This window comes from Allobosea psychrotolerans (genome assembly GCF_002917105.1).
Classification (GTDB): domain Bacteria; phylum Pseudomonadota; class Alphaproteobacteria; order Rhizobiales; family Beijerinckiaceae; genus Allobosea; species Allobosea psychrotolerans.
On sequence record NZ_PQFZ01000002.1, the window covers coordinates 246,781 to 262,847 of the forward strand.

13 protein-coding genes are annotated in these 16,067 nt (G+C 65.6%); 4 read left to right on the forward strand and 9 right to left on the reverse strand.

The features are described 5' to 3' along the window. Positions 1-33: 33 nt before the first annotated feature. Positions 34-1,404 (reverse strand): bifunctional UDP-N-acetylglucosamine diphosphorylase/glucosamine-1-phosphate N-acetyltransferase GlmU, encoded by a 1,371-nt coding sequence (gene glmU / locus CYD53_RS04175; RefSeq protein ID WP_103717105.1) that lies wholly within the window; start codon positions 1,402-1,404, stop codon positions 34-36. Positions 1,405-1,739: 335 nt separating this feature from the next. On the opposite strand from glmU, the gene CYD53_RS04185 reads away from it, so the two are divergent. Both CYD53_RS04185 and mdoH read left to right on the forward strand, forming a co-directional pair. After that, entirely contained in the window at positions 1,740-3,299 is a 1,560-nt protein-coding gene (locus tag CYD53_RS04185) for an OpgD/OpgG family glucan biosynthesis protein (RefSeq protein ID WP_181011706.1), read from the forward strand. Between the two features lie 17 nt (positions 3,300-3,316). Continuing rightward, a complete protein-coding gene (gene mdoH / locus CYD53_RS04190) occupies positions 3,317-5,473 on the forward strand; it encodes a glucans biosynthesis glucosyltransferase MdoH (protein WP_103717106.1) in 2,157 nt (718 codons plus the stop codon). Between the two features lie 17 nt (positions 5,474-5,490). On the opposite strand, the gene CYD53_RS04195 is transcribed toward mdoH, so the two are convergent. The 8 genes from CYD53_RS04195 to tpiA all read right to left on the reverse strand — a co-directional run bounded on the left by CYD53_RS04195 (position 5,491) and on the right by tpiA (position 12,375). Then, positions 5,491-5,895 carry a DUF350 domain-containing protein gene (locus CYD53_RS04195; RefSeq protein ID WP_103716870.1) on the reverse strand — a complete coding sequence of 135 codons (405 nt, stop codon included), beginning with the start codon at positions 5,893-5,895 and terminating at the stop codon, positions 5,491-5,493. A 36-nt stretch (positions 5,896-5,931) separates the two neighbouring features. Next, positions 5,932-6,807 (reverse strand): VOC family protein, encoded by an 876-nt coding sequence (locus CYD53_RS04200; protein WP_103716871.1) that lies wholly within the window; start codon positions 6,805-6,807, stop codon positions 5,932-5,934. 80 nt (positions 6,808-6,887) lie between these two features. Next, on the reverse strand, positions 6,888-8,057 hold the full coding sequence (locus tag CYD53_RS04205; protein ID WP_103716872.1) for a glutathionylspermidine synthase family protein: 1,170 nt from the start codon (positions 8,055-8,057) through the stop codon (positions 6,888-6,890). Position 8,058: 1 nt separating this feature from the next. Beyond that, positions 8,059-8,664, reverse strand: a complete 606-nt coding sequence (locus tag CYD53_RS04210; RefSeq protein WP_103716873.1) for a DUF1190 domain-containing protein — start codon at positions 8,662-8,664, stop codon at positions 8,059-8,061. Between the two features lie 12 nt (positions 8,665-8,676). Continuing rightward, entirely contained in the window at positions 8,677-9,078 is a 402-nt protein-coding gene (locus CYD53_RS04215; RefSeq protein ID WP_103716874.1) for a DUF350 domain-containing protein, read from the reverse strand. An 81-nt stretch (positions 9,079-9,159) separates the two neighbouring features. Continuing rightward, on the reverse strand, positions 9,160-10,788 hold the full coding sequence (locus CYD53_RS04220; protein ID WP_103716875.1) for a CTP synthase: 1,629 nt from the start codon (positions 10,786-10,788) through the stop codon (positions 9,160-9,162). Between the two features lie 280 nt (positions 10,789-11,068). Further along, positions 11,069-11,467, reverse strand: coding sequence for a preprotein translocase subunit SecG (secG, locus tag CYD53_RS04225; protein ID WP_103716876.1), 399 nt, complete (start codon positions 11,465-11,467; stop codon positions 11,069-11,071). 146 nt (positions 11,468-11,613) lie between these two features. Beyond that, positions 11,614-12,375 carry a triose-phosphate isomerase gene (gene tpiA / locus CYD53_RS04230; RefSeq protein WP_103716877.1) on the reverse strand — a complete coding sequence of 254 codons (762 nt, stop codon included), beginning with the start codon at positions 12,373-12,375 and terminating at the stop codon, positions 11,614-11,616. A 189-nt stretch (positions 12,376-12,564) separates the two neighbouring features. Here tpiA and CYD53_RS04235 point away from each other — a divergent pair, with 189 nt between their 5' ends. Further along, positions 12,565-14,478: a peptidylprolyl isomerase gene (locus CYD53_RS04235; RefSeq protein WP_245928077.1), complete on the forward strand. Its 1,914-nt coding sequence runs from the start codon at positions 12,565-12,567 to the stop codon at positions 14,476-14,478. A 2-nt stretch (positions 14,479-14,480) separates the two neighbouring features. Next, a complete protein-coding gene (gene trpE, locus CYD53_RS04240) occupies positions 14,481-16,004 on the forward strand; it encodes an anthranilate synthase component I (protein ID WP_103716878.1) in 1,524 nt (507 codons plus the stop codon). The last annotated feature ends 63 nt before the right edge of the window (positions 16,005-16,067 follow it).

Genomic DNA, 16,067 nt, shown 5'->3' on the forward strand with positions numbered 1-16,067 from the left:
ACGGCGGCCTGCGGGGAAGGCCGCCTTTCAGGGTTATTCCGGCGTTTTCTTGGCTGCGGACTTCTTCGCCATGGCCTTGTCGCGGAATGTCTTCGCCCAACCTTCACGCTCGATCTGACGGCCGCGGCCGATAGCCAGCGCATCGGCTGGAACGTCCTTCGTGATCACCGAACCCGAGCCGATGATGGCTCGGTCGCCGATCGTCACCGGCGCAACCAGAGCGGAATTGGAACCGACGAAGGCACCGGCTCCAATCGCCGTCTTGTACTTGAAGAAGCCGTCATAGTTGCAGGTGATGGTGCCGGCGCCGATATTGGCATCGGCGCCGACACTGGCATCGCCGATATAGGTGAGATGGCTGACCTTGGCGCCCTCGCCGATATCGGATGCCTTGATCTCCACGAAATTGCCGACCTTGGCATTGGCGCCGAGCTTTGCGCCCGGACGCAGGCGGCCATAGGGGCCAACCGTCGCGCCAGGGCCGACGTCCGCCCCCTCCAGATGCGAAAAGGCGTGGATGACTGCGCCGTCAGCGACGCTGACGCCTGGGCCGAAGACGACATTGGGCTCGACCAGCACATCTTGCCCCAACCGCGTATCGAAGCTGAAGAACACCGTCTCAGGCGCGATCAAGGTCGCACCCTGCTTCATCGCCTCCAGTCGCTTGCGTCTTTGGAATTCAGCTTCCGCAGCGGCAAGCTGCACGCGATCGTTGACGCCTTGCACCTCGCTCTCGGCGGCCTGCAGGGCGATCGCCTTCAGCCCGCGTTCGCGCGCGACGCCGACGGCATCGGTCAGGTAGAACTCGCCTTGCGCATTGGCGCTGCCGATCGCCTCGAGGATTGACAGCGCCTGCCGGCCGTCCAGTGCCATCAGCCCGGCATTGCACAGGCGGATCGCGCGTTGCGCCTCGGTTGCGTCCTTGTGCTCGACGATGGCTACGAGTTCGTCGTCCCTGATCACAAACCGCCCATAGCCTGCCGGATCCTGCGCCTCGAAGCCAAGCGCGGCGACGCTCGCGCCCTCGGCCAGCGCCAGGCGAAGGTCGAGGAAGGTCTGCGGTTGGATGAGAGGCGTATCCGCGAAGGCAATGAGGATGTCGTCATGCTTGCCCGACAGCGCCTCGCGCGCCGCGAGCACGGCATGGGCCGTGCCGCGTCGCTCGGCCTGGATCGCGATCGTAGCCGAGGGCAGCAATGCGCGGGCCTCGCTCGCAACATCGGGCCGGTCTGGGCCGATCACGACCACGACAGCATCGGCTCCGGCCTCCGCCACGGCAGCGAGCGCATGGGCTAGAAGCGAGCGGCCGCCGACCTCGTGCAGCACCTTCGGCTGCCGCGATTTCATGCGCGTGCCCTCGCCGGCCGCAAGAATGATGGCGAGGCAGGACCGGTCGGACTGCATTTTGGTCATGATTATCGTTTCCCTTGGCGCCCCAACGGCAAATCCTGCCGGTCACTTCCTGGGTCGTCGCTGGCGATCTGGTGCATGGTGGTGTTGCGAACGCCGTGGATAGCCGATCCTGTCGGCATTTGCCAAAGTCGCTTGCGAAAGCTGCCGTTGCGGCGCAACCGGTCGGCAGGCGGCGGCCAAGTGGCGCCATTGTATACGGCGACGTAAGAAACAGTCTCTAGGAACGCGACCATCTGCATTTTCCGGACGCAAACGCTTTTCAGGTCGCCAGGAAATGCTCTAGAAGCGCGAGAGGGCGAGGGCGTCGCCCGTCTATGTTGGATATCATGTCGAAATCCTTGAATCGTCGGCAGTTTCTCGAAGGCGCGGCGATCAGCCTGGCCTCCGCACCGCTGATCGGCGCGACGCCGGCGGCGGCGCAAAGCAGCTGGGCGGCGCTTGTTCAGTCGGTGATCGCCGAGGGCCAGAAATTCGACCCCGCGCTGGTCGTCGAGACCGCGCGGCAACTGGCGCGTCGGCCGTTGGTGCCGGTCGTCACCACCGATCTGCCGGACGGCTATACCACCCTGCCCTTCGATCAGTATGCGGGAATCAGGGCGCAGCCCGGCGGCCTGATCTGGGCCGGCGAGAATCGTGGCTTCACCATCGAGCCGCTGCATCGCGGCTATGTCTTCTCCAGCCCGGTCAGCCTGTTCACGGTCGAGGACGAGGTCGTGCGCCGCGTCGCCTTCGATCGCGGCAAGTTCGACTATGGCCGCGTCACCCCGCCGCCGGCGAATGTCGACCTGCAATTCTCCGGGATGCGGATCGCGACCGGGCTGGAACGGCCCTATGAGGTTGCGATATTCCAGGGCGCAACCTTCTTCCGTTCGCTGGCGCGCGGGCAGAATTATGGTTCGACGGCGCGGGCTCTGATCCTGCGGCCGGGCGAGACGCGCGGTGAGGAGATTCCGTTCTTCCGCGCCTTCTGGATCGAGCGGCCGAGCCCCGCCTCCGGCTCTCTCGTCATCCACGCATTGCTCGATTCGGAAAGTCTCACCGGCGCGGTGCGGATGACGCTGCGGCCCGGCGACATCACCCTGATCGATGTCGAGATGACGCTGTTCGCGCGGCAGGCGCTCGACCATGTCGGGCTGGGCTGTACGATGGGCACCTTCCTCTCGGGTCCGCAGAGCCGGCGCAGCTTCGACGATCTGCGCCCCTCCGTGCACGAGGTGTCCGGCGTGCAGATGCTGACAGGCAACGGCGAATGGATCTACCGTCCCGTGAGCAATCCGGCGACCTTGCAGGTTTCGTCTTTCATGGACTCCAACCCGCGCGGCTTCGGCCTGGTCGAGCGCGAGCGCGACCCCGCGGCCTTCCAGGATGACGACCAGCGTTTCGAATTGAGGCCGAGCGTCTGGGTCGAGCCCCTCGGCGAATGGGGCGCGGGTTCGGTGCAGCTCATCGAGATCCCCAGCGATTCCGATGTGAACAAGAACGTCATCCTCTATTGGCGGCCGCGACAGGTGCTGGCACCCGGCAGCGAGACCACACTGGCCTATCGGCAGGCCTGGTGCTGGCAGCCGCCGGAGCGGCCGGCGCTGGCGGTCTCGGGGCGCGTGCGGCAGGGACGCGGCTCACAAGCCCGCCGCCGCCGCTTCATCGTCGATTTCACCGGCGACCGCCTGGCCGATGCCGCGGTCGTCGCTTCCACCCGCGCCAACATCACTGCGACGCCGGGCACGATCCAGAATGTCCGGATCTGGCCCTATCCAGAGCGCAAGCTGATGCGCGTCGGCTTCGAGGTCGATCCCGGCACGGAGAATTTGAGCGAGCTCAGGCTCGTCTTGCAGTCCGGCGGTCAGCCGGTCTCGGAAACTTGGTTGAATCGATGGACGTGGTGACCGCAGAGCGCCCGGATATGGCCGCTGGGACTGACGCGCGACGCTATGCGGTCAGCGCCGAGCCGGCGACGCCGCCCGAGAACCGGCTGCTCATGCCCGTGCAATCCTTTCGGAGCTGGAACGCGTCCGACCGGCGCAAGCCGACCGCACCGAAACTCTGGACGACGCCCTGGCTGAAACGGTTATTCGTATTCGGCGGTGGCATGGCGCTGACCGCCTATGGCGCCTGGGAAATGTACAATGTCGTGTCGGTGAGCCGCACGACCTCGCTGCAGTACGTCTTGCTCGTACTGTTCACGGTCAATTTCTCATGGATCGCGCTCGCCTTCACCAGCGCATTGCTGGGTTTCTTCGGACTTCTGGTTGGAAGCGGACGCACGGGCCGGGTCGAGACGCTGCAGCATCGCACCGTCGTGGTGATGCCGATCTACAATGAATCGACGGCGCGGACCTTCGCCGCGCTCGCCGCCATCAGGGAATCCGTCGAGGCGACGGGCCTTGGCGCGCATTTCGACTATTTCATCGTCTCCGACACGACCAATGCCGATGTCTGGATCGCAGAGGAACGCGCCTTCCTGGCACTGCGTGAAAAGCTTGGCCCCGAAGCCCGCGTCTATTACCGGCATCGGCCGAAGAACCACCACCGCAAGGCCGGCAACATCGCCGATTTCGTCACGCGCTGGGGCGGGTACTACGAACATATGGTCGTGCTCGACGCCGACAGCCTGATGACCGGCACCTGCATCGTCCGGCTTGCAGCAGCGATGGAGGCCGATCCCGATGCCGGCATCATCCAGTCGCTGCCGCTGATCATCAATCGCAACACCTTCTTCGCACGGCTCCAGCAATTCGCGGCTCGCGTCTATGGCCCCGTCATCGCGACCGGGCTCGCCATGTGGTCGGGCCGCGACGGCAATTACTGGGGCCACAACGCGATCATCCGCACGAAGGCCTTTGCCGATCATTGCGGCCTGCCTGACCTGAAGGGCAAGCCGCCCTTCGGCGGCCATGTGCTGAGCCATGACTTCGTCGAGGCAGCGCTGATGCGCCGGGCCGGCTGGGCGGTCTATATGCTGCCCGACCTGACGGGATCCTATGAGGAAAGCCCGCCCTCGCTGATCGACATCTCGGTGCGCGACCGACGCTGGTGCCAGGGCAATCTGCAGCATTCGCGCATCATCGGGGCGAAGGGTTTCGTCTGGTCGACGCGCCAGCATTTCGCCACCGGCATCATGGGCTATCTCGCCTCGCCCTTCTGGCTGATGCAGCTGGTCGTCGGTATCTTGATCGTGCTGCAGGTCAATTACGCGCGGCCGGAGTATTTTACGCAGGAGTTCACGCTCTTCCCGGTCTGGCCGCGCTTCGACCCCGAGCGCGCCTTGAACCTGTTCGCGCTGACCATGGCGATCCTGCTCGCACCGAAAGGCTTCGGGCTGATCCTGACCCTGATCAACGGCAAGCTCCGGCGCGCCGGCGGCGGCGCGATCAGGCTGATCTTCTCGGCCCTGCTCGAAATCCTGTTCTCCGCCTTCTTCGCGCCGATCATGATGCTGATCCAGTCGGGCTCGGTCTTCCAGATCCTGCTCGGGCGCGACACCGGCTGGAATCCGCAGCGGCGTGACGATGGTTCGATCCCGCTGAAGGACATCATCCGCCGGCACCGGACCCACACGGTGCTCGGGGTCGTCGCCGGCATCTCCGCTTTCATGATCGCGACATCGCTGTTTGCCTGGATGTCTCCGACGATCGTCGGCCTCGTGCTGGCGATTCCCTTGTCCTGGGCGTCGGGACAATTGGGGCTGGGCCTCTGGCTGAAGCGGCACAAACTGCTGGTGACGCCGGAGGAAGGCGACCCGCCAGCCATCGCGCTGCGGGCGAACGCGCTGCAGGCTGAATTCGCCAAGGCTGGCTTCGACGAGGCGGACGGCCTCGTTGCGCTTCACGCCGACGCGGCCTTGCGCCACGCCCATGACATGATGCTGCCGGAGGGTCAGCCGCGCCGGCGCGGCGAGATCGAACCTGACCGCGCCGTGGCGCAGGCCAAGCTCGTCGATGCCGAGACGATCGAGGATGCCGCGATCTGGCTCAAGCCCAAGGAACGCATGGTGGTGCTGCACGACAGGGCGCTCGTCGGCCTGTTGGCGACCCTGCCCAAAGAGCGCGCCTCAGCCTGAAGCGACGTCTTGTGCGATCAGTAGCTCATCGCGGCGGCGTTGATGACGCCGGCCGCCAATGAGGCGGCCCCGAGAAAGAGCGCCGCGGCGAGCTCTCCCGATGCGATCCGCGACGACAGGTTGGGCAGCACCAGCCGCACCAGTGCATAGACGACCAGTTGCACGATGATGGCGACGATGCCCCAGACCGCGAGATCCACGATCGTCGTGGAATGGACGATGGCGCTCGACAAGGGCAGCGCGAAGCCGATGAGGCTCAAACCCAGCGAGAGTGCGGCAGCGAGGTTGTTCTGACGGATCAGGCCGAACTCGTTATGCGACGTCGCGAGCGTGTAGATCAGCAGATAGAGGCCGACGAGCGCCAGCGAGCCGGAGAAGAACATGGCGAAATCCGGAAGTTTCGCCAAAGCTTGAGCTATCATGGATGGTCCTGTCTCCTTCGCCGGATCAGGATGGCTTCATCCCTGCTCGAAGGCAATGACACAGCCTAGCGCCGCAGCCGCCGGCACGACGATGCGCTCCTCGCCCTGTGCGAAAGGAACGCCCGCTGCGCTCAGCCGCGCAGCGACGGCTTCAAGATCCGCCACCGTCACGCAAAATCCGAGAAAGCGCGCCGGCGTCGGATCCGGCTCGACATGGTAGATCGCGCTCGCGGCCTCGCCGTCGAGCACGTCGATGCGACCGCGCGGCAGGTCCAGGACGTAATCCTCATTGCCCTCGAGGATCTCGGCCCCACCGGTGAAGGCGGTGAGGAAGGCGCGGTGCTGCTCGGGCTCGTCCGTCACCAGAATCGCCGCAGACAGCCCTGTCGCGCCATTCTCATGCTGCTGGAACGCCGGATTCCAGAAGTTCTGCGGCTCATGCTGCTCGCAGACGAAGAAGCCGCATTCAGGCGCAGCCGCATCGTCGGCAAAGGCGAGCGAGAAGGCGACGCGCACCTCCTCCCCGCTCGGGCGGCGCGCCTGCCGTTCGAAGAAGAAGGGCTCGAAAGCGCCGATGCCGGCGGCCTTGAAAGCGAGATTGTCGGCCTTGGCGTCCTGGCTTTCCAGAACCAGCATCGACATGCCCTCACCGCGCTCCAGGGCATCGCGGACGAAGGCCCCGAAGGAGAAGCGGCCCGGCGCAGGCTCCGGAATCGATTCGGCATCGCCGATCGTGATCAACTCCAGGAAGGAGCCCGGAAACTGGACGATCCGGTTCTGCGTGCCCCAGGGATGACTGTTGCGTGCTCCGACACGGAAGCCGAGCTTCTCATAGAGGGCGCCGGCTGCGTCGAGATCGCGCACGCCGATGACGAGATGGTCGAGGCCACGAGGAGTGGTGGGAGCAGGCATGGCGGTGTCTCGCAAGGCAGGAGGCTCGGACAGCTCCTTGTCTAGCAGGTCATCGGGCGCAGGTCATGGCGCGATGCAGGTCACGGCTCGATATAGTGCGGCAGGAAGCGCGAGGTGTTCTTGGTGATCGGTGTCGCATCCTCGCGGACGCACAGACCGCAGGCCTGCGAGGCGACCAGCCAGGAGCCGATCACGGCGTAGTTGCCATCGGACTGGAACACATTGGTCGCAGCGTCCTGCAGGATGAAGCCCTCGGCGCCATAGGGACCGTCATCGCTGTCCAGCACCTTGCCCCGTTCCAGCAAGGTGATGTTGGCGCCCTCGCGCGAATAGAGCGGCTTGCGAACCCGGCGCGGCGACAGGCTTTCGCAATGGGGATCGCCCTCGAAGAAGGCCGGCAGCAGGTTCGGATGACCGGGTTCCATCTCCCAGAGGCAAGCCAGCAAACCCTTGTTCGAAAGCAGGGCCTTCCAGGGCGGCTCGATGAACTGGCAGCGCGAGCCTGCGAGCGCGCTGGCATAGCGTTCGCGGAAGAGCCATTCCCAGGGGTAGAGCTTGAACAAGGTCTCGATCGGCACGTTCGAACCGTCGCAGAAGCGGCCATCGGTCAGCAGGCCGATCTCTTCGATGAAGGTGAAGCGGGCGTCGAGCCCGGCCTGCTTGGCGCAATCGAGCAGGTAATCGACAGTGCCCTTGTCCTCGGCGCTCTCCTGCACGCAGGCGAGATGCAGCCGATAGGGTGACGGCGCGCGCAGCCCGGCAAAGGCGGCGATCAATCGCTCATGCAATGAATTGAACTGGTCGCAGCCGGCGGGCAGCGTGCCATTCGCCATCGCTTGTTCCAGCCAATCCCATTGCACGACGCTCGATTCGAACAGGGCGGTCGGCGTGTCGGCATTATATTCGAGCAGCTTGGCCGGCCCGCGCCCGTCATAGGCCAGGTCGAGCCGGCCGTAGAGATTGCGCTCGCCGCGCTGCCAGCTCTCGCGGATGAAGGCCCATTGCGCTTCGGGAATGGCGAGCCGGGTCAGGACCGCGTCGTCGTCGATCGCCTTCTCGATGAAGGCGAAACAGAGCTGCTCGATCGCCTCGGTCGGCGCCTCGATATCGCGCTCGATCTCTTCCAGCGTGAAGGCATAGGCCGCGCCTTCGTCCCAATAGGTCGCGCCGTCGATGGTGTGGAAGGCAAAGCCGAGGCGCTCGACCTGAGCCTGCCAATCGGCGCGCGCTTCGAGGACGACGCGGCGCATCTCAGGAGGAGGACGAAGAACTGAAGGAATGCGAGGTCGAGCCGAAGCCGCCGCGCGAGGCGACGCTGGTCGTGCTGACGCCGCTGCTGGAGCCGCCGCTGCGCGCGACGAGCGCTTGTCCCGACGACGTCGAATAGGCGCGGGAATAGCTGCCTCCGCGGGAGCCACCACCACTGCTGCTCGACGAAGAGCGCGCCTGCTGGCATTCCTGTGCCTGGGAGCCCGGCGGGCAGGCCTCGCGCGTCGGCGGCAGCAGCGGCTGCGCCGCGCCCCCGCCCTGGGCCAGGCTGCGCGCCAGCATGATGCCGGCAAGGGCGGGAACGACGACCTGCGCCCCGTTCCAGGTTGCGCTCTGGCAAGAGCCGGCGCCATATTCGGTCTCGCAGGCGCTGGTGTTGCTGAATTTCCTGGCGTCGCGCAGATGATTGGCCGTGGCCTCGTTGAAGCGCTGCTCGCATTGGCTGGCGCTCAATTGCCCGCCGGCGCGGCACTCGGCCAGGCTGTTGTAGATCAGGCTGTCGTCATCGTCGCTGCCTGAGAGCGACCAGACGGTCGCGACCAGCACCACACCCGCCGCCGCCAGTCCGATCTGGGTCGAGCGCTTCATCGCGCCGTCCTCTCAGACCGTCATGCTGGCGGCCGCCAGCGTGCCGGAAATCACGGCGATGACGGCCAGCATCGCCGCCGAGGGAATGCGATCCTCTTCGATCTTGCGCGAAAGCTCGGGAATGATGAGGCGGGCAAGGCCGTAGACCGCGAACTGGATGAGCATCGCCGCGATGGCCCAGAGCACGCAGTCGGGAATGCTGCTCGCCTGCGCGATCGCCTTCTCGAGCGGAATCGAAAACCCCGTCAGGTTGCCGCCAAACGCGATCGCCGCCGAGAGGTTTCCGGCGCGGATCAGCGCGATCTCGTCATGAGCGGTGAGTCGCAGATAGATAATCGCGAAGCCCGCGATCAGCGCAGCGCCGACCACGAAATAGAGCAGAAAAGCGGGAAGCCCCGCCATCGAGATCGCCATGCCGCTCGCCCCCGGGCCGCAAAAAGCAGTCCGGTGACTATACGTGAGTTGCGCGGCGATGCCAGTGTGCCGCCGGGAGGGTCAGACCAGGCGGCTTTGCACCACGGCGGCCTCGACGAAGCTTGCGAAAAGCGGGTGCGGCTCGAAGGGCCGCGACTTCAGCTCCGGATGATACTGCACGCCGATAAACCAGGGATGGTCGGGATATTCGACCGTTTCCGGCAGCAGCCCGTCGGGCGAGACGCCGCTGAACTTCAGCCCTTGCGCCTCGAGCCGCGCGCGATAGCTCATATTCACTTCGTAGCGATGGCGATGACGCTCGGAAATCTCGGTCCCACCATAGATCTTGGCGATCTTGGTGTCGGGATCGAGGATCGAGGCATAGGCGCCAAGCCGCATGGTGCCGCCAAGATTGCCGTCGGCCGCGCGCTGCTCGAGCTCATTGCCGCGCATCCATTCCGTCATCAGGCCAACGACGGGCTCTTCCGTCGGCCCGAACTCGCTGGAATTCGCCTTCTCGATATGGGCGAGCGAGCGGGCCGCTTCGATCACGGCCATCTGCATGCCGAAACAGATGCCGAAATACGGCACCTTGTGCTGCCTCGCGAAGGTCGCAGCCTTGATCTTGCCCTCCGCACCACGGTGACCGAAGCCGCCGGGCACGAGGATACCATGGACATGCTCGAGGAAGGGCGTCGGGTCTTCCTTTTCGAAGACCTCCGATTCGATCCAGTCGAGATTCACCTTCACCCGGTTGGCGATGCCGCCATGCGTCAGCGCCTCGATGAGGGACTTATAGGCGTCCTTCATGCCGGTATATTTGCCGACGATGGCAATGGTGACCTCGCCCTCGGGGTTCTTCACCCGCTCGGAGATGCGCCGCCAGTTCGAGATGTCGGGTTCAGCGCTGGCATCCATGCCGAAGGCGGCCAGCACCTCGTTGTCGAGCCCCTCCGCATGGTAGGACAACGGCACGTCATAGATTGATGCGACGTCCCTCGCCTCGATCACGGCGGTCTCGCGGACATTGCAGAACAGGGCGAGCTTGCGGCGCTCCTCGCGCGGGATCTCGCGATCGGTCCGGCAGAGCAGGATGTCGGGCTGGATGCCGATCGAGCGCAATTCGGCGACCGAATGCTGGGTCGGCTTGGTCTTCAGCTCGCCTGCGGTCGGGATATAGGGCAGCAGCGTCAGATGGATGAAGATGCACTGGCCGCGCGGCAATTGCTGGCTGGTCTGGCGGATCGCTTCGAGGAAGGGCAGGCTCTCGATGTCGCCGACCGTGCCGCCGACTTCCATCAGGACGAAATCATAGCCCTCATTGCCGGTGAGGATGAATTCCTTGATCGCATTGGTGACGTGCGGAACGACCTGGATGGTCGCGCCGAGATAGTCGCCACGGCGCTCCTTGGTCAGGATGTCCATGTAGATGCGGCCGGTGGTGATGTTGTCACCCCGGTTGCAGGGCCGGCCGGTGAAGCGCTCGTAATGGCCGAGATCGAGATCCGTCTCGGCCCCGTCATCGGTGACGAAGACCTCGCCATGCTGATACGGGCTCATCGTGCCCGGATCGACATTGAGGTAGGGGTCGAGCTTGCGCAGGCGGACCGTGTGGCCGCGCGCTTGAAGAAGAGCTGCGAGAGCCGCCGACGCCAGGCCTTTGCCAAGCGAGGACACCACGCCGCCGGTGATGAAAACATACCGCGTCATGGGAGGTCACCTTTAACGCCAAGGTTTCGATTCGCGAAGCGGGGCCGCGCAGGGCCGTTGTGCTTCACACGCTTGTCCACAGGCTGACGAGTCCAGTGACCCTCCAGGCTGCATTTGTCCGTCGGGACTGATCCATCAGGGCCACTATAGCAGCGCAGCTCGATCAGGCTCGGTGGGAACGGCCGGTTTCCCGGCGACTTCCCGTCAAAAGAGAGAGGCCGGTTTCCCGGCGATCTCCTGTCAAAAGAGAAGGGCCGGTTTCCCGGCCCCTGCCCTGTCGTCATTGCTGCGGCGCCGCGGGGGGCGTCGGCGGCTGCGAGCCGCCGCTCGGCCCTTGCAGTTGCCGCAGTTGGTCGAGCACGCCGCCGGCATTGGGGGCGCTCGGGCCGGTCGGGTTGACGGGCGCGCTCGTCGTGGGCGCGCCGTCGATGATCGAACGCTGCACCCGGCCGCGATTCGCGATCACAGCGAGCACGATCGAGGTCAGGAAGAAGGCTCCGGCCAGAATGGCCGTAGCGCGGGTCAGCGCGTTGGCCTGGCCGCGACCGGTCATGAAGCCGCCCGCACCGCCGCCCCCGGAGCCCATGCCGAGCCCGCCGCCTTCGGAGCGCTGCAGGAGGACGACGCCGACGAGTGCGACCACGATGATCAAATGGATGACGATGAGAACGTTCTGCATGGTCTCACGAAAATGGGTATGGAGCGGGCCGCTGCAAGAGCGCCCCGCCCCGTCTGCCCGTATCGGGCTTGTAGAGGTCGCGGCGCACATAGCACGCGTCTACGAAGCGCACCACCCGGCAAATCACGCTTGGCGACGCTCTGGACTCAGGCGCAGGCCCGCGCGATCGCCAGGAAGTCCTCGGCCTTGAGGCTCGCGCCACCGACCAGCGCACCATCGACATGGGCGACATTCATCAATTCCGCCGCGTTCGAAGGCTTCACCGAGCCGCCGTAAAGCAGGCGAACGCCGGCAGCTGCGCCCTTGCCGAGAAGCCGGCCGAGCTCTGTGCGGATCGCCTCATGCATTTCAGCGACATCGGCAGCCGTCGGGGTCAGGCCGGTTCCGATCGCCCAGACCGGTTCATAGGCGATGACGAGACTCGCCGCCGTCGAATCCTCCGGGACCGAACCGCGCAGCTGCTTCTTGACGCTCGCCAGCGCCTTGCCGGCCTCGCGCTCATCCCTGGTCTCTCCGACACAGATGATCGGCACCAGCAGGGCAGCCCGCGCGGCCTGTGCCTTCGCCTTGACGATGGCGTTGGTCTCGCTGTGAAGCGTGCGCCGCTCGGAATGGCCGACAATGGCGAAGTGGGCGCCGGAATCGGCGAGCATCGCGGCCGAGACCTCACCGGTGAAGGCGCCGCCGGCATTGGAGCTGCAATCCTGCCCGCCGGTTGCGATGCGCGATCCGATCAATGCGGCCGTAGTGGTATAGAGCAGGGTCGCGGGCGGGCAGACCGCGAGATCGACGGCCGCCTTCAGCGCGGTGTCATAGCCCTTGGCGACCTCGACTGCGATGGCGAGATCGGCCTTCAGCCCGTTCATCTTCCAATTGCCGGCCACCAGCGGCCTGATGTTGCGCGTCACGTCTCGCCTCCCAATATGCTGCGCCGGCTCTAGCAACGCCCGGCCCCTGCCGCAATCACCCGGCAACACCGCAGCGCCGATCGACTCAGGAATGATTGCGAGTTGCGCAAGCGGTTCCTATAAGCGGCCCGACAAAAACCGGCGGCGCGCTCGCTTGCGCCGCATCCGGACAGGAAAGACTTAAATTCAATGATGATGCAGGGCATCCGCAAGGCGGGTCAGAGTTTCCTCGGGAAGCTCATCATCAGCATAACGTTCGGCTTCCTGATCCTGTCCTTTGCGATCTGGGGCATAGGGGACATCTTCCGCGGCTATGGCCGCAATGAAGTCGCTCGCGTCGGCAAGGTCGAGATCGGTCTCGAACAGATGCGCACAGCCTATCAGAACGAGATCCAGACGCTGACCCGCCAGCAGCGCCGCCAGATTACGCCTGATATGGCCCGCGCGCTCGGCCTCGACCGGCAGGTGCTGTCGCGGTTGGTGACGGAAGCGGTGCTCGACCAGACGGCGCAGGGCATGCGGCTTGCCGTATCCGACGAGACGATTCGCAACCTGATCTTTGACGATCCGAGCTTCCGTGACGCATCGGGTGCTTTCTCGCCGGCGCGCTTCAACGAATTGCTGCGCAGTAACGGCTATACCGAGCAGGTCTATGTCCGCGAGCAGCGCGCCACGATCCTGCGCCAGCAGCTCGCCGAGATGGTCGTGGGCGCAGTCGCCGCGCCCGTGGCGCTGCAGGAGATCGGCCACCGCCTGCGCAACGAAAAGCGCAGCGTCACTCTCGCCCATGTGCCGGTGAGCGCGGCCAGCGAGATCGCCGCGCCCACAGAGGCGCAGCTCAAGACCTTCTTCGACGAGCGCAAGGCCGCTTTCCGCGCGCCTGAATACCGCACCGCCAATATGCTCTCTATCACGGCCGAGACGATCGCCGATCCGGCCTCGGTCAGCGAGGACGACGTCAAGGCGCGCTACGAGCAGATCAAGGGGCAGCGCTTCAGCTCGCCCGAGACGCGCACCATCCAGCAGATCGCCTTCCCGACGCCCGAAGAAGCGCAGGCGGCCAAGGCCCGCATCGACGGTGGCGAGACCTACGAGGCGCTGGCGACCCAGCGCAACGTCGCCGAGAAGGACCTCTCGCTCGGTACCTTCACCAAGAGCCAGGTCTTCGATCCGGCCGTGCGCGATGCCGCCTTCGCGCTGGCGCAAGGCGCGGTCAGCGCTCCGGTGACGAGCGCCTTCGGCTCCGTTCTGCTGCGTGTGACCGCGATCACGCCCGAGCGCGTGCGTCCCTATGAGGAGGTCGCAGCCGAGCTGCGCAGCGAGATCGCGACCAGTCGCGCCACGAGCCTGATCGCCGACCTGCACGACAAGATCGAGGATCAGCGCGCCGCCGCCAAGCCGCTGGCGGAGATCGCGAGCGAGTTGAAGCTGCCCTTGCGCACGCTTGGCCCCGTCGATGCGAGCCTGCGCAAGCCCGATGGCGCGACCGAGGCGGCCGTGCCGGGAGGCGACGCCACCGTACAGGCGATCTTCCGCTCGGATATAGGCGTCGACAACGAGGCGATCCGGTTGCCGCGCGATACGGGCTATGTCTGGTTCGATCTGACCAAGATCGATCCCGCCCGCGCGCAGGGCTTCGACGAGGTCAAGGCGCAGGTCGAGGCGCAATGGCGCGCCGACGAGGTCGCGAGCAAGCTCTCGGCCAAGACGCGCGAGCTCGTCGCACAGCTCGACAAGGGTGAGGCCTTCGATGCAGTCGCGTCAGCCGCTGGCCTCACCATCGAGAAGGCCGCCGATCTCGGCCGGCAGGAGCAGCGTCCCGAATTGCCAGCCAATGTGGTCAGCCTGATTTTCGGCACCGCGGTCGGCAAGAGCGGCGCGGCAGCGCTTGCCGATGGCGGGCGCGTGCTGTTCAAGGTCGATAGCGCGACAGTGCAGCCCTATGCCCGCACGACACAGGAGGCAGAGAATTTCGCCCGCCTGCTCGCCTCGAGCATCAGCGAGGACATCCTGTCGCAATATGTCGGCAAGCGGCAGTCGGAGCTCGGCGTCAGCGTCAACGAAGCCGCATTCCGCAATGCCACCGGCGGCGCGCAGAATTGACCATGCAAGCCCCTTTCGAGCGCTTCGCGCAAAGCTACGAGGCCGGCACGGCGCAATTGCTCAGACAGGTGCTGGTCGGCGATTGCGAGACGCCGGTCGCCGCCTTCCTGAAGCTGCGGCACGCGACGACGGGCCCGGCCTTCCTGCTCGAATCGGTCGAAGGCGGAGCCGTGCGCGGGCGCTATTCGATGATCGGGCTCGAGCCGGACCTGATCTGGCGCTGCCATCGCGGCGAGGCCGCCCTGTGCCGGCCGGCGCTCGGCGACGGTTTCCTCACCGATCCGCGCCCGGCTTTCGAGAGCCTGCGCTCATTGCTGGAAGAGAGCGCGATCCCGGACAGCGAAGGGGCGGAAGGCGAGAAACTGCCGCCGATGGCTGCCGGCGTGTTCGGCTATCTCGGTTACGACATGGTGCGCCTGATGGAGCGCCTGCCTGAACCGAAAGAGACCGGCACCGGCGTTCCCGACGCCACCCTGATCCGCCCGACTCTGATGGTCGTGTTCGATTCGGTGCGCGATGAGATCCATGTCGTGACCCCGGTGCGGGCTCAGCCCGGCATCGCCGCCCGCGCCGCCTATGAGCAGGCGCAGGACCGGCTGGACGCCGTGGTGATGGCGCTTGAAGGGCCGTTGCCGGCCGATGCCGCCATCGACATCGCCAATTTGCCGGAGCCGGCAATTGTCTCGAACACCAGCGAGGCGGATTTCCACGCCATGGTCGCCACCGCGCAGGATTATATCCGCGCCGGAGACATCTTCCAGGTCGTGCTGTCGCAGCGCTTCGAGGCGCCCTTCCAGCTGCCGCCCTTCGCTCTCTACCGGGCGCTCAGGCGGGTCAATCCGGCGCCGTTCCTGTGCTATCTCGACTTCGTCGACTTCCAGATCGTCTGCTCCAGCCCCGAAATTCTGGTCCGCCTGCGCGACGATACCGTCACCATCCGGCCGATCGCCGGCACGCGGCGTCGCGGCGCAACAGTGGCTGAGGACGACGCGCTCGCCGATGAGTTGCTGGCCGACCCCAAGGAGCGCGCCGAGCATCTGATGCTGCTCGATCTCGGCCGCAACGATGTCGGCCGGGTCGCGCGGATCGGTTCGGTGAAGGTCACGGACTCCTTCTTCATCGAGCGCTACAGCCAGGTCATGCACATCGTCTCGAATGTCGAAGGGGCGATCGACCCGCAGCATGACGCATTGGCCGCCTTGTCTGCCGGCTTTCCCGCCGGCACGGTCTCGGGCGCGCCGAAGGTCCGCGCGATGGAGATCATCGACGAATTGGAGCGCGACGCGCGCGGCGCCTATGGCGGCTGCATCGGTTATTTCGGCGCCAATGGCGAGATGGACACCTGCATCGTGCTGCGCACGGCAGTGGTCAAGGACGAGCGCATGCATGTCCAGGCCGGCGCCGGCATCGTCTATGATTCCAACCCGGCTTCCGAGCAGGCCGAATGCGTGAACAAGGCGAAGGCCCTGTTCAAGGCGGCGGAAGAAGCGATCCGCTTCGCCTCGCGGGTCGGGCGCGGGCAGTAGGACCGGCCTATCGCTCGCGCCAGAACGGCGGAACTCGACGCGATCATCGCTGCGCTTGCAGCG

Excerpts from the sequence above, each read along its gene's own strand:
- CYD53_RS04200 (WP_103716871.1), bottom strand. The coding sequence starts at position 6,807 with ATGCCTGCTCCCACCACTCCTCGTGGCCTCGACCATCTCGTCATCGGC.
- glmU (WP_103717105.1), bottom strand. The coding sequence starts at position 1,404 with ATGCAGTCCGACCGGTCCTGCCTCGCCATCATTCTTGCGGCCGGCGAG.
- CYD53_RS04185 (WP_181011706.1), top strand. The coding sequence starts at position 1,740 with ATGTCGAAATCCTTGAATCGTCGGCAGTTTCTCGAAGGCGCGGCGATC.
- CYD53_RS04215 (WP_103716874.1), bottom strand. The coding sequence starts at position 9,078 with ATGGCGATCTCGATGGCGGGGCTTCCCGCTTTTCTGCTCTATTTCGTG.
- CYD53_RS04195 (WP_103716870.1), bottom strand. The coding sequence starts at position 5,895 with ATGATAGCTCAAGCTTTGGCGAAACTTCCGGATTTCGCCATGTTCTTC.
- CYD53_RS04235 (WP_245928077.1), top strand. The coding sequence starts at position 12,565 with ATGATGATGCAGGGCATCCGCAAGGCGGGTCAGAGTTTCCTCGGGAAG.
- mdoH (WP_103717106.1), top strand. The coding sequence starts at position 3,317 with ATGGCCGCTGGGACTGACGCGCGACGCTATGCGGTCAGCGCCGAGCCG.
- CYD53_RS04205 (WP_103716872.1), bottom strand. The coding sequence starts at position 8,057 with ATGCGCCGCGTCGTCCTCGAAGCGCGCGCCGATTGGCAGGCTCAGGTC.
- CYD53_RS04220 (WP_103716875.1), bottom strand. The coding sequence starts at position 10,788 with ATGACGCGGTATGTTTTCATCACCGGCGGCGTGGTGTCCTCGCTTGGC.
- secG (WP_103716876.1), bottom strand. The coding sequence starts at position 11,467 with ATGCAGAACGTTCTCATCGTCATCCATTTGATCATCGTGGTCGCACTC.
- trpE (WP_103716878.1), top strand. The coding sequence starts at position 14,481 with ATGCAAGCCCCTTTCGAGCGCTTCGCGCAAAGCTACGAGGCCGGCACG.
- CYD53_RS04210 (WP_103716873.1), bottom strand. The coding sequence starts at position 8,664 with ATGAAGCGCTCGACCCAGATCGGACTGGCGGCGGCGGGTGTGGTGCTG.